General features: G+C 70.8%; 12 protein-coding genes. 1 reads left to right on the top strand and 11 read right to left on the bottom strand.

The window, feature by feature from the left end; genetic code table 11:
* Positions 1 to 146 precede the first annotated feature (146 nt).
* Complete coding sequence (gene gcl, locus HJD23_RS07475) at positions 147 to 1,931, top strand: glyoxylate carboligase (protein WP_171116955.1); 1,785 nt, start codon at positions 147 to 149, stop codon at positions 1,929 to 1,931.
* 101 nt (positions 1,932 to 2,032) lie between these two features.
* On the opposite strand, the gene HJD23_RS07470 is transcribed toward gcl, so the two are convergent.
* The 11 genes from HJD23_RS07470 to HJD23_RS07420 form a co-directional block, all read right to left on the bottom strand.
* Positions 2,033 to 2,719 (bottom strand): TIGR04222 domain-containing membrane protein, encoded by a 687-nt coding sequence (locus tag HJD23_RS07470; protein ID WP_171116953.1) that lies wholly within the window; start codon positions 2,717 to 2,719, stop codon positions 2,033 to 2,035.
* A gap of 163 nt (positions 2,720 to 2,882) precedes the next feature.
* Entirely contained in the window at positions 2,883 to 3,131 is a 249-nt protein-coding gene (locus HJD23_RS07465; protein ID WP_171116951.1) for a hypothetical protein, read from the bottom strand.
* A gap of 386 nt (positions 3,132 to 3,517) precedes the next feature.
* On the bottom strand, positions 3,518 to 4,975 hold the full coding sequence (locus HJD23_RS07460) for a catalase (RefSeq protein WP_171116948.1): 1,458 nt from the start codon (positions 4,973 to 4,975) through the stop codon (positions 3,518 to 3,520).
* A 200-nt stretch (positions 4,976 to 5,175) separates the two neighbouring features.
* Positions 5,176 to 6,066 (bottom strand): 2-hydroxy-3-oxopropionate reductase, encoded by an 891-nt coding sequence (locus HJD23_RS07455; RefSeq protein ID WP_171116946.1) that lies wholly within the window; start codon positions 6,064 to 6,066, stop codon positions 5,176 to 5,178.
* Between the two features lie 25 nt (positions 6,067 to 6,091).
* Entirely contained in the window at positions 6,092 to 6,913 is an 822-nt protein-coding gene (locus HJD23_RS07450; RefSeq protein ID WP_171116944.1) for a TIM barrel protein, read from the bottom strand.
* Between the two features lie 166 nt (positions 6,914 to 7,079).
* On the bottom strand, positions 7,080 to 7,847 hold the full coding sequence (locus HJD23_RS07445; protein WP_171116942.1) for a hypothetical protein: 768 nt from the start codon (positions 7,845 to 7,847) through the stop codon (positions 7,080 to 7,082).
* Between the two features lie 24 nt (positions 7,848 to 7,871).
* Positions 7,872 to 8,423 carry a hypothetical protein gene (locus HJD23_RS07440; protein ID WP_171116940.1) on the bottom strand — a complete coding sequence of 184 codons (552 nt, stop codon included), beginning with the start codon at positions 8,421 to 8,423 and terminating at the stop codon, positions 7,872 to 7,874.
* Complete coding sequence (locus HJD23_RS07435) at positions 8,396 to 9,676, bottom strand: MlaD family protein (protein ID WP_171116938.1); 1,281 nt, start codon at positions 9,674 to 9,676, stop codon at positions 8,396 to 8,398. The genes HJD23_RS07440 and HJD23_RS07435 overlap by 28 nt, the downstream gene beginning before the upstream one ends.
* On the bottom strand, positions 9,673 to 10,941 hold the full coding sequence (locus HJD23_RS07430) for an MCE family protein (RefSeq protein WP_171116936.1): 1,269 nt from the start codon (positions 10,939 to 10,941) through the stop codon (positions 9,673 to 9,675). Before HJD23_RS07430 ends, HJD23_RS07435 begins: the two co-directional genes overlap by 4 nt.
* Positions 10,938 to 12,047, bottom strand: a complete 1,110-nt coding sequence (locus tag HJD23_RS07425; RefSeq protein WP_171116934.1) for an MCE family protein — start codon at positions 12,045 to 12,047, stop codon at positions 10,938 to 10,940. Before HJD23_RS07425 ends, HJD23_RS07430 begins: the two co-directional genes overlap by 4 nt.
* Positions 12,044 to 13,024, bottom strand: coding sequence for an MCE family protein (locus tag HJD23_RS07420; protein ID WP_232107776.1), 981 nt, complete (start codon positions 13,022 to 13,024; stop codon positions 12,044 to 12,046). The genes HJD23_RS07425 and HJD23_RS07420 overlap by 4 nt, the downstream gene beginning before the upstream one ends.
* Positions 13,025 to 13,079: the final 55 nt, after the last annotated feature.

Below are 13,079 nucleotides of genomic sequence, written 5' to 3'. Positions count from 1 at the left end.
GCCCCCTGCCTGTCCGTCCCTTGACGGCATTTGGCACCCGCGCTTACATTGCTTCCAGATCGTAGAAGTTACTTTCCGCTATACGGAAGTGCTCACCGGCGGGGCGCGACGGGAGTACGCACCGACAGCCGAAGCAGGAGTACTCAATGGCTCGTATGACCGCTGCCCGCGCGGCAGTCGAGATCCTCAAGCGCGAGGGCGTCACGGACGCGTTCGGTGTGCCGGGCGCGGCGATCAACCCGTTCTACGCGGCACTCAAGGCGTCCGGCGGCATCAGCCACACCCTCGCCCGCCATGTCGAGGGCGCCTCGCACATGGCCGAGGGCTACACCCGCACCCACCCCGGCAACATCGGCGTGTGCATCGGCACCTCCGGACCGGCCGGCACCGACATGATCACCGGCCTGTACTCCGCGACCGGCGACTCCATCCCGATCCTGTGCATCACCGGCCAGGCCCCGACCGCGGTGATCCACAAGGAGGACTTCCAGGCCGTCGACATCGCCTCGATCGCCAAGCCGGTCACGAAAATGGCGGTGACCGTGCTGGAGGCCGCGCAGGTCCCCGGCGTCTTCCAGCAGGCGTTCCACCTGATGCGCTCCGGCCGCCCCGGTCCCGTCCTGATCGACCTGCCGATCGACGTCCAGCTCACCGAGATCGAGTTCGACCCGGAGACGTACGAGCCGCTGCCGGTCTACAAGCCGGCCGCCACCCGCGCCCAGATCGAGAAGGCGATCGGGATGCTGAACGCCTCCGAGCGCCCGCTGATCGTGGCCGGTGGCGGCATCATCAACGCCGACGCCGCAGAACTGCTCGTGGAATTCGCGGAACTGACGGGCACTCCGGTCGTGCCGACCCTGATGGGCTGGGGTGCCATCCCCGACGACCACGAGCTGAACGCCGGCATGGTCGGCCTGCAGACCTCGCACCGCTACGGCAACGCGACCTTCCTGGAGTCCGACTTCGTCCTCGGCATCGGCAACCGCTGGGCCAACCGCCACACCGGCAAGCTCGACGTCTACACCGCCGGCCGGACGTTCGTGCACGTCGACATCGAGCCGACCCAGATCGGCAAGATCTTCGCGCCCGACTACGGCATCGCCTCCGACGCCAAGGCCGCGCTGGAGCTGTTCGTCGAGGTGGCCCGGGAGCTGAAGGCGGCCGGCAAGCTGCCCGACCGCTCCGGCTGGGCCGCGTCCGCGCAGGAGAAGAAGGCGACGCTCCAGCGCCGTACCCACTTCGACAACATCCCGATCAAGCCGCAGCGCGTCTACGAGGAGATGAACAAGGCCTTCGGCCCCGAGACGCGCTACGTCACCACCATCGGCCTCTCGCAGATCGCCGGCGCCCAGATGCTGCACGTCTACCGCCCGCGCCACTGGATCAACTGCGGCCAGGCGGGCCCCCTCGGCTGGACCATCCCGGCCGCGCTCGGCGTCGCCAAGGCCGACCCGGAGGCGTCCGTGGTCGCGCTCTCCGGCGACTACGACTTCCAGTTCATGATCGAGGAACTGGCGGTCGGCGCGCAGCACCGGATCCCGTACGTCCACGTCCTGGTGAACAACTCCTACCTGGGCCTGATCCGGCAGGCGCAGCGGGCGTTCGAGATCGACTTCCAGGTCAACCTGGAGTTCGAGAACCTCAACTCGCCCGAGCTCGGCGTCTACGGCGTCGACCACGTCAAGGTCGCCGAGGGCCTCGGCTGCAAGGCGATCCGGGTGACCGACCCGGGCGAGCTGGGCGCGGCCTTCGAGCAGGCCAAGAAGCTCGCCGCCGAGTTCCGGGTGCCGGTGGTCGTCGAGGCGATCCTGGAGCGGATCACCAACATCTCCATGTCCGGCACCAACGACATCAGCAACGTGGTGGAGTTCGAGGAGCTCGCGACGGAGCCCGGGCACGCGCCGACGTCCATCAGGACGCTGAAGGTCTGAGGCGGCATACGGCAGTTGGGCGGCTCACCCGAGGGGTGGGCCGCCCTTCGCCGTGCCCGGTTCTGTAGCTCTGTAGCTCTGTAGCTCTGTAGCTCTGTCGCTCAGTCGCCGCCACCGCCACCACCACCTCCCCCGCCGCACCCGTACCCGCCGCCTCCGTAGTGGTACCCGCCGGACGTGCCGTCGCCGTGCTGCCCGGTCTCTTCCTCACCGCCGAAGGTCCGGCGCAAGTCGTTGCCCCGGCGGAACGGGAAGCGCCCCTCGTCCGCGAGGGCGCCGCGGCCGGTGAGCCCGGAGGCGCGGGTGAAGTGCGGTACGAGCGCCATCAGGGCCCGGTCGCCGTGGAGCGCGACCGCGTACAGCAACTGCTCGTCGGTCAGGCCGTCCGAGCTGGTGGGGAGCGGGTGCCGGGCGCGCAGGGCGGCGAGGTGACGGCGTGCCGTGCGGGTCGGGCCGGGCAGCGCCGGGCGCAGCAGCCCGGCCGCGATGAGCTTGCGGCGCATCCGGGCGAGGGCGAGACGGACGGCCGAGCGGCTGGGCAACTCCCGTATGCCGGCGGGCCGGTAGAGGCCGACGCGTACCGCCTTCTCCAGCGGGTGGTCGGGTGCGGGGAAGGCAGCTGCCCTCCGCAGCGTCCCCGGCTTCCCGGCCTCGACCAGGCCCCGCAGATGCAGACCGAGCACGGCGACCCTGACGGCGGCCCTGGGGCCACCCCGCAGAAAGCCGATCTCGTGCGGCTCCAGCTGCCCCGTAGCCGTCGCTTCGTCCCTCGTCGTTTTGTCGCTCATCACCGTCACCCCCGTCACCTGGGGCCCGCCGCCCCCGTGCCGGCGGGCCCGGTGTGTGAGGGGTATGTGCCCGCGTCGGGGGGCGCTCGAAGCATGCCGGGGCGGTTTCAGAGGTGGATTTGAGGGAGCCGTACCCGGCGTACGCCCTCTGGCGTGCGCGGGGTCATCCGGTGCCGGGCTGCTCGTGGTGTTCCGACAGCCCGGGCCAGTCGTCCGGTCCGCCGCCCTGCCACTGGATGAGGTCGCTCTCCTCGACCTCGATCGTGTCCAGGTCGGCCAGCCGCAGAATCTCGACGACATCGTCCAGATGCGTGGCGATACCGAGCGTCTCGTCCCCGGCGGTGACCCTGCGGGAGCCGTCGAGGGCCGGGGGGTGCACTACGACATGCGGGTGGTCCGTTGGTTGCGCCATGCCTTCAGGGTGCTGCGGCGATGACGCATCCGCACCTCAGCCGGGAGGGCATGGCGAAGGGCGCCGGGAGATGGGGTCTTCCCGGCGCCCTGGTCGTTGTGGCCGTCCGGCGGTGCGAGGCTGGGCGCGTCAGGACATTCGCGCCGCCGGACGGAGTCGAACGTGGCTGGGACCGCGGCGGCCAGCGACGGCTCCGGGTTCCTTCCCTCAGGTCGAAGAAGGAGCCTCGGGACCTTCACCACCGCACTGGCTCGCACGCCGCCGCGGTCCTCGCCTCGCCCGCCGTACCACCGGGCGACCACCCCTCATCCGGGTCGCCGGTGGCATGGCGGGCTGTGCGTCCGGAGTCCTGACCTCCCGTCAGAGTCCGGACGCGGCCCGTGGGTTCAGTCCTCGCGCAGGGCGCGGACCGCGTCCTCCACGCGCTTGCCGTACTCGGGGTCGGCGGCGTGGAAGTGGGCCAGGTTCTTCTCGATCACGTCGTCGCGGGAGACCTGGGAGAGGCTCCCGGCGATGTTCGCGATCAGGCGGGACTTCTCCTCGGCGGACATCAGCCGGTACAGCTCGCCCGCCTGGAAGAAGTCGTCGTCCTTGGTGTGGAGGGGGGCCGAGTGCGTGCCCGTGTGGCCGGAGACCGCCAGCGGGGCCGACAGGGGGCGGCCGGTCTCGGCCGGGCCGTCGTAGGAGTTCGGCTCGTAGTTCTTGGCCTGCCTGCCCTGGGAGTTGGTGGCCATGAAGCCGTCCCGGCCGTAGTTGTTCACCACCGTCGCCTTCGGGGCGTTGACCGCCAGCTGCGTGTGGTTGACGCCCAGGCGGTAGCGGTGCGCGTCCGCGTAGGCGAACAGGCGGCCCTGGAGCATCTTGTCGGGGGAGGGGCCGATGCCCGGCACGAAGTTGTTCGGGGAGAACGCGGCCTGCTCGACCTCGGCGAAGACGTTGTCCGGGTTGCGGTCCAGGACGAGGCGGCCCACGCGCCGCAGCGGGTAGTCCTTGTGCGGCCAGACCTTCGTCAGGTCGAACGGGTTGAAGCGGTACTCCGCCGCCTCGGCCGCCGGCATGATCTGGACGTAGAGGGTCCAGGACGGGTTGACGCCCCGCTCGATGGCCTGAAGCAGGTCCGTCTGGTGCGAGTTGGGGTCCTTGCCCGCGATCTCGGCGGCCTGCTCGCTGCTCAGGCAGCGCATGCCCTGGTTGGTCTTGAAGTGGTACTTGACGAAGAAGGCCTCGCCGTCGGCGTTCGTCCACTGGTAGGTGTGCGAGCCGTAGCCGTTCATGTGGCGGTACGACGCCGGGATGCCGCGGTCGCCCATCAGCCAGGTCACCTGGTGCGTGGCCTCGGGGGCGTGCGCCCAGAAGTCCCAGACGTTGTCCGGCTCCTGGCGGCCGGTGAACGGGTCGCGCTTCTGCGAGTGGATGAAGTCCGGGAACTTGATCGGGTCCTTGATGAAGAACACCGGCGTGTTGTTCCCGACGAGGTCGTAGTTGCCCTCTTCGGTGTAGAACTTGACCGCGAAGCCGCGCGGGTCGCGCACCGCGTCCGCACCGCCCAGGCTGTCGGCCACGGTCGAGAAGCGCAGGAACACCTCGGTGCGCTTGCCGACGGTGTTCAGGAAGTCGGCGTACGTGAAGCCGGTGACGTCGTCGGTCACCTCGAAGTAGCCGTACGCGCCGGAGCCGCGGGCGTGCACCACGCGCTCCGGGATGCGCTCGCGGTTGAAGCGCGCCAGCTTCTCCAGCAGATGCTGGTCCTGGAGCAGGAGCGGACCGCCGACACCGGCGGAGGCGGAGTTCTGGTTGTCGGCGACCGGGGCGCCGGACTCGGTGGTGAGCACGCGCTTCGACATGGTGACCTTCCGTACGAGGGGCAGCGGAAAACCAATTCCACTTCGTGGAGCATCCGCTTTGTGGAGCCTAGGTTCGGGGCGATCGCGACGTCAACAGTTTGTTGAAATCGAGGGGGGCGAGTGTGGTTCCGGGCGGCGCCACCGCCTGGGCGCGACAGGACAGGTGTCAGCGGCGGCGCCGCCCGGAAGTCTCGAAGGGGTCAGACCCGGGCGCCCGACAGGCGCTCCACGGACCGCAGCAGGGCCGAGTGGTCCAGGCCCCCGTCGCCCTGCGTGCGCAGGGAGGCCACCAGCTGGGCGACCACGGCGCCGACCGGCAGTGCCGCGCCGACGTTGCGGGCCGCGTCGGTGACGATGCCCATGTCCTTGTGGTGCAGGTCGATCCGGAAGCCCGGCTTGAAGTCCCGGTTCAGGAAGTTGTCCTTCTTGCGGGTCAGCACGGTCGAGCCCGCGAGGCCGCCGTTGAGGACGTCGAGGGCCGCCTTCAGGTCCACGCCGGACTTCTCCAGGAAGACCACGGCCTCGGCGCACGCCTGGATGTTCACGGCGACGATCAGCTGGTTGGCGGCCTTCACGGTCTGACCGGAGCCGTGCGGACCGCACAGCACGATGGTCCTGCCCAGCGCCTCGAAGATCGGCTTCGCCTGGTCGAAGTCGGCCTGCGCGCCGCCGACCATGATGGACAGCACGGCCTCGATGGCGCCGGCCTCACCGCCGGACACCGGCGCGTCCAGCACCCGGATGCCCTTGTCGCGGGCGGCGGCGGCCAGGTCGACGGAGGTCTGCGGCGTGATCGAGGACATGTCGATCAGCAGCGCGCCCGACCTCGCGTTCTCCAGGATGCCGTCCGGGCCGTACGCGATGGCCTCGACCTGCGGCGACGCGGGCACCATCGTGATGATCACGTCGGCGTCCCGGACGGCCTCGGCGATGGAGGAGGCGGCGGTGCCGCCCGCGGCGGCCAGCCGGTCCAGCTTCTCCTGCTCCAGGGTGTAGCCGGTGACCTCGTAGCCCGCCTTGATCAGGTTCTCGGACATGGGGGAGCCCATGATGCCGAGGCCGATCCAGGAGATCTTGGGAAGGGTGCTCATGTTGGGGGTGCCTTTCGGTGCGGGGTCAGCGGGACAGCCAGTCGAAGGCCTCGGCGCTCGGGCGGTCGCCCGGCTTGTACTCGAGGCCGACCCAGCCGTCGTAACCCGCCTTCTTCAGCTGGTCGAGGAGGTCTTCGAGGGGCAGCGAGCCCGTGCCGGGCGCTCCGCGTCCCGGGTTGTCGGCGATCTGCACGTGGCCGGTCTTCGCCGCGTACTGCTCGATCACCTGCGGCAGGTCCTCGCCGTTCATCGACAGGTGGTAGAGGTCCATCAGGAACCGCGCGTTGCCGAGGCCGGTCGCCTGGTTGACCTTGTCGACGATGCCGATCGCGGCCGGTGCCGACACCAGCGGGTACAGCGGCGACTCGGGCTTGTTGAGGGCCTCGATCAGCAGGATCGCGCCGATCCGGTCGGCGGCGCGGGCCGCGAGGACCAGGTTGTCCAGCGCGAGCGCGTCCTGCTCGGCCGGGTCGACGCCCTCGACGCGGTTGCCGTAGAGCGCGTTGAGCGCCTTGCAGCCGAGGGAGGCGGCGAAGCCGGCGGCCACGTCGATGTTCGCGCGGAACCGCTCCGACTCCTCGCCGGGAACCGACAGGGCGCCGCGGTCCGGGCCGGGGAGCTGTCCGGCGTAGAAGTTCAGGCCGGTGAGCTGGACGCCCGCGTCCTCGATCGCCTGCTTCAGGGCGTCGAGCTCGGACCGCTCGGGGGTGGGGGAGTCGACCCAGGGCCACCACAGCTCGACCGCGGTGAAGCCGGCCGCGGCGGCCGCGGCCGGGCGCTCCAGGAGCGGGAGTTCCGTGAAGAGGATCGACAGGTTGACGTTGAAGCGCTGGTCTGCGAATCCCATCGGGGGTCGGCGCTCCCTTCCTGCTCTGCGCTGCGCGTTATTCCGTATTGCGGAAGTTGCTTTCTGCTTAATGGAAGACTGCCCGGGGTGGGTGAGGGCTGTCAAGAGCGGCCGACAAAAAAGCGCCCCCGCGCGCGTGGCGCGGGGGCGCTGGGGAGACGGTGGCTCAGAGCGCGTCGACGGCGCTCACCTTCCAGCCCTCGGACGTGCGGGTCATCGTCATCCGCACCCGGTTCAGGTCCACGCGGGATCCGGTGACCTGGGTGCTCGTGGTGACCTGGTTGACGAAGAGCAGCACCACGGCGTTGTCCGCCGAGGCCGACACGACGGAGGCCGCCGGGGCGCCTCCGTCGGCAGGCTCGGCGACCGTCGCCTTCACCACGCCGTCGTACTTCTTCGCCGTGGGCCCGACCACGGCCTGGGTGGTCTTCTGGTACTCGTCGCGGAACTTCCCCGTGAGATGGGCGCGCGCCGCGGCGAAGTCCCGGTCCAGGTGGCGGTAGTCGTACGACAGCACGACGGGCGCCGCCTTCCGCGCGGCCGCGAGCGCCTCCGCCCGCGCCTCGCCGGCCCGTACGCCGTCCCGGTAGTGGGTCGCGAGTACGGCGGCGGCGACCAGGCTCGCCACCAGCAGGACGGACAGGAGCGCGGCCCGCAGTCCTCGCCGGGAGCGCCGCACGTCCTTCCCCCGCGGGGTGTCCTCCGCGAAGTCCTCGGGCGACGGCTCCGGCGGGTCGTCCCAGCCGTCCGGCGGCTCGATGACAACCGTGCGCCCGGCCGCCGGCGCCTTTGCCGCAGGGCCCCGCTCCGCGCGCTCGGCCACGGCGGTGGCAGGGCTGCGCTCCGCCCGCTTGGCCGCGGCGCGGGCCGCCGCCGTCATCGTGCGGCGGGCCGGGGTTGCGGAGCCGCGTCCTCGGGTGGTGGGTTTCGCCACGGTCTTCCTCCTCACTGGATCGGGTCAGCCCACGAACTCGACGTCGGAGGTCAGCCAGCGGCCGTCCTCATGGACCAGGTCGAGTTGCAGCCGGTAGGTGCGCGCCTCCCCCTTGGGCACGGCGGTGTTGGTCACCTTGCTGTCGGCCACCACGAGCACGCGGGCCGAGCGCTCGTCGGAGCGGACGATGCCCGCGTCGAGGACCTGCCCCTCGGACACGGACTTGTTCTGCGCGACCAGCTCGGTCAGCTGCTCGGTCTGCGCGGCGAACTCCTTCTTGAAGTCACCGGTCGCGCCCTTGAGCACGTTGGCGCTGTCCCGGTCGTAACGCCGGTAGTCGAGCGAGGTGAAGTTCAGCGCCGACTGGCGGGCCGCCGCCAGGATGTCCTGGCGGCGCTGCTCCGCCTCGCGCTGCTCGTAGAGCCTGAAGCTCAGCCAGAGCGCCGACGCGGTGCTGAGGACGGTCGCCATGACGAGCCCCACCGACACGGCCCTTGAGCGTCCGGCCCGGGTGAGCAGACTCCGGAGCGCCTGGAACACCTTCCCGCTCATGCCATTGGTCCGACGAGCAGCCATTGCCACGACTCCTTTCCGAAGACGGTCTGCTGGCCGCCCGTCGAGCCGATCTCGACGGGCGTTCCGTCCGGGCCGGTGAAGCCGCCGGTCTCCGGGTCGTACGGCGTCACGTACGCCGCCCGGTCGGCGCCCCCGGCGCCGGACGACGCGCCGGGGGCGTTCTGCGCGCCGCGCACCGAGGTGGCGCTGCCGCGCGGGGCCGTGCAGCGCGCGTCGGTGTTCGGCTCGCGTGTGCTGGTGTCGGCCGGGTCGCGCTGGGCGGTGCCGCCGTAGCCCTGGGTGCAGGCGGGCGGGTGGTCGGCGTTCGTCACCAGTCCGAAGTGGGTGGTGCCGTCGCCGGGTACGACCGTGTAGCTACCCGCGACCACCACCGGGAAGGTGACCAGGGCCTGCTCCACGCCCGGCAGCCGGGCGAGCGTGACCTGTCCGCCGCTGATCAGGTTGGCCAGCAGCACCGACAGCCGCGGCTCGATCGACTTCAGCAGCGAGTTGAGCTCGACGGCGGCCGGTTTCGCGTTGCCGATGAGTTTGCGCAGGTCCCCGTCGCTCGACTTCAACTCCGCGGTGAGCAGCGCCAGATCACGCGAGAACGCCTTGATGGACGAGCCCTGGTCGGTCTGTGTCTTCAGCACCTTCCGGGAGTCCTCGATCAGCGCGATCGTCTCGGGCAGCGACTCGGACGCCGACTCGACGAGCGCGTTGCCCGAGTCGACGAGCCTGCTCAAGTGCGGGCCGGTACCGGCGAAGGCCTCGCCCAACTCGTCGACGGTGACCCGCAGATCGTCCTTGCCGACCGAATTGACCAGCCGGTCGAGGCTGAGGACGAGATCCGTGGTCGGCAGCGGAACGCGCGTGCTGCCACGCGGGATCGTGCTGCCGTCCAGCAGGTACGGCCCACCGGACCCGCGCGGCTGGAGGTCGACGTACTGCTCGCCCACCGCCGAACGGTTGGCCACCACGGCGAGGGTGTCCGCCGGGATGCGTGGCGCCCCGTCCTCGATGTCCAGCGCGACCGAGACCCCACCGGCACCGGTCAGCCGCAGCGCCCCGACCCGGCCCACCGGCACCCCGCGGTAGGTGACCTCGGCGCCGGTGAAGATGCCCCCGGAGGCGGCGAAGTCGGCCCGCACGGTGTAGCCGCGGCCGAGCACGCTGTCCACGAGCCCGGTGTACTCGGCGCCGACGTACGACACACCGACGGCGGTGACGGTGGCGAAGGCGACCAGCTGGGCCTTGACCGTACGTGTGATCACGGCTGTATCCCCTTCAGCAGCAGTTCCGCGAGCGCCAGGTCGATGCCCGGCGGCAGGTCCTGGCCGGTGCCGTAGGCGGCCGTGCACACCGGCGGGCACAGCAGGTCTCCGGACGGGGCCGAGGGGGCGGCCGGCGCCTCGGGAACCCCGGGCGTGGGCGTCGGCACGCCCGGCAGGTCCGGGACACCGGGGACATCCGGCACGTCGGGCAGATCCGGAAGGCCGGGTGCCTCGGGAGTGCCGCCCCCGTCCCCGTCGCCGTCCTCCGGTTCGTCCGTGAGGTTGCCGTAGAGGCTCGCGAAATCGAGGTCCGCGGTGACGCTCAGGTTCACGTAGTCGCCCTTGATGGCGTCCACCGCATTGCGCGGGAAGGGGTAAGTGGTCAGCAGCTCAAGGGAGTTGGGAAGGTCGTCGCCGGCCTTGTTCAGCTGCTTCAGGATCGGGCGCAGCTGCTTGAGGTTGGCGATGGTGTCGTCCCGGGAGGCCTTGATCACCTTCGTGCCGGTGGTGCCGAGCTTCGACAGGGCGGTGAGCATCCTCGTCAGATCGCGCCGCTGGTCGGCGAGCACCTTCAGCGCGGGCGGCATCGTGTCGACGGCCGTGGCGATCGTCCTCTTCTCCTTCCCGAGCCGCCCCGCGAGCCGGTCGACGGCCTCGATCGCGCGGACGATGTCCCGGCGCTGCTCGTCCAGGCCGCCGAGGAACGTGTCCAGTTCCCCGAGCAGGGACTTGACCCGGTTCTCGCGCCCTTCCAGGGCCTTGTTCAGCTCCACGGTGATCGTCTTGAGCTGGGCCACCCCACCGCCGTTGAGCAGCGCGGACAGGGCGGACAGCACCTCCTCGATCTCCGGGTTGCGGCCGCTGCGGCTGAGCGGGACGCGGTCGCCGTCGCGCAGCCGGCCCACAGGCGCCGTGCCGGGCGGGGCGGACAGGGCGACGTACTTCTCGCCGAGCATGCTGGTCTGCCTCAGCTCGGCGACCGCGTTGGCGGGCAGCTTCACCGAGTCGGCGACCCGCAGCCGTACGCGCGCGTGCCAGCCGTCCAGCTCGACCTTCTCGACCGCGCCCACGGTCACGTTGTTGACCTTCACCGCCGACTGCGGGACCAGATCGAGAACGTCGCGGAACTCGACGGTGACGCGGTACGCCCGGCCGTCCGCGGCGGCGCCGCCGGGCAGGTCGACGTCGTACCAGCCGTTGAACTCGCAGCCGGACAGCAGCAGCGAACCGGCCGCCACCCACGCGCATCTGCGCAGCCCGCTCATGCGGCGCCCTCCAGGATGCCGCCGAGCGTCCGGTCGACCGTGCCCGTGCCCGGCACGGCGGGCGCGGTCGGCACCTCGGGCAGCGAGTCGAAGAGCTTCTCCAGCTCCGCGCAGTCGGCCCGCTCGCCGGTGGTGCGCAGCACGGAACACAGCAGGGCGGCCGGATCCTGCGGGTGCTGCGGATTGTTGCGGGTGTCGAGGGTGCCGGAGGAGGCGTTGTAGGCGTTCTGGAGGTTCGACAGACCCGTGGGCGCGACCTCCAGCAGCTCCTCCAGCGCCGCCCGTTGGGCGACGAGGACCTTGGTCACCTTGCTGAGGCCCTTCACGTTCGAGGTCAGCGACTTCTTGTTGTTCTTCACGAACGCGGACACGTCACCGAGGGCGGCGCCGAGGTTGCGCAGCGCCGCCGCGAGGTCCTTGCGCTCCCCGGCGAGCTGCTCCGCCACCTGGGCGAGGCTGGTGTTGAACGACCGCACGCTCCTGTCGTCCGCCGCCAGCGCCGCCGTGAACACCTGCAGGTTCTGCACGGTCCCGAACAGGTCACCTCGCCCGTCGGACAGCGTGGTGACCGCCTCCGAGAGGTCCTTCACCATCTGGTGGATGTTCTCGCCCTGACCGTCGAGGTTCTGCGCGCTCACCCCGAGCAGCCGGGACAGCGAGCCGTCCTGGTTGGCGCCCTCGGGGCCGAGTGCCTCGGCCGTGGTGTGCAGGCTGTCGAAGATCCGGTCCAGCTCGACCGGCACGGCCGTGCGCGACTCGGGGATGACGGCACCGTCCCGGAGCACCGGACCCTCGCGGTACACCGGCAGCAGCTGCACGTAACGGTCGCTGACCACTGAGGAGTTGATGATCGCGGCCTGCGCGTCGGCGGGAATCCTGCGCGCCGCGTCGTACTCCAGCTCCACCCGCACCCGGCCGCCCTCCGGGGTGATGGCCTTGACCTCGCCGACGCGGACGCCGAGGACCCGGACGTCCGAGCCGGGATAGATACCGACCGTGCGCGGGAAGTAGGCGGTGACCCGCACCCTCTCGGGGCGCGGCCACAGGACGAAGGCGAGACCGGCGACCAGGGCCAGTACGACGAGCAGCGCCAGACGTTTCCTCATCGCGAGCCTCCCGTGCCCGGTGCCACCGGGGCGGCGACCAGGTTCTGGACGTAGGAGTCGAACCAGCGGCCGTTGCCGAGGGTGTTGGTGAAGACCCGGACGTAGGGCGCGAGCAGCTCGACGCTGCGGTCCAGGCTCGACTGGTTGCGCTCCAGCATCTCCACCACCTGGTTCAGGCCCTTCAGCGCGGGCCCGATCTCCTTCTCGTTGTCCTGAACCAGGCCGGACAGCTCGACGCCGAGCGCCGCGGAGGTCGTCAGCAGCTTGTGGATGGCCTCGCGCCGCCTGCTGATCTCCTTGAACAGCTTGTCGCCGTCCTTGACCAGGGCCGTGAAGTCCGAGGAGCGCTCGGCCAGGACGCCGGTGACGCCGTTGGCATGGTCGAGGAGTTCGCGCAGCGCCTTGTCGCGGGAGGCGACCGTCCGGGAGATCCTCGACAGGCCCTTGATGGACGCCCGTACCTCGGCGGGGGAGTCCTGGAACGTGGTGGAGATGGTGTCCAGGGCCGCCGCCAGCCGTTCGGTGTCGACCTCCTCCGTCGTGGTCGTCAGATCGCTGAACGCCTGCACGACGTCGTACGCCGGGACGGTCCGCTTCAGCGGGATCTCACTGCCGGGCGCCAACTGCCCGGCACCCTTGGGATGCAGGGCCAGGTACTTGGCGCCGAGGATCGTCTTCACCCGGATCGAGGCGCCGGTCGCGGTGCCGAACTCGGGATCGCCCTTGATCTTGAAGGTGACCTTGACGTGGTCGCCGTCCAGGTCGACCTCCTGCACCTTGCCGACCTTGACCCCGGCGATCCGCACCTCGTCACCGGGCTTGAGCCCGCCCGCCTCCGCGAAGGCGGCGCTGTACGTCTCGCCGTCGCCGATCACCGGCAATGAGTCGGCGTTGAACGCGGCCACGGTGAGCAGCGCGAGGGTGGTGAGGCCGACGGCGCCGATCGTGACGGGGTTGCGCTCACGGAAGGGGGTCAGGCGCGGTCGGCGAAGGCGCGGTCGGCGTCCGATCCGCGGGAGGCGGAGACGCGGC

It is taken from the genome of Streptomyces sp. Z423-1 (genome assembly GCF_013009255.1).
Lineage (GTDB): Bacteria > Actinomycetota > Actinomycetes > Streptomycetales > Streptomycetaceae > Streptomyces > Streptomyces gossypiisoli.
This window is presented reverse-complemented; position numbering and strand designations above follow the sequence as displayed.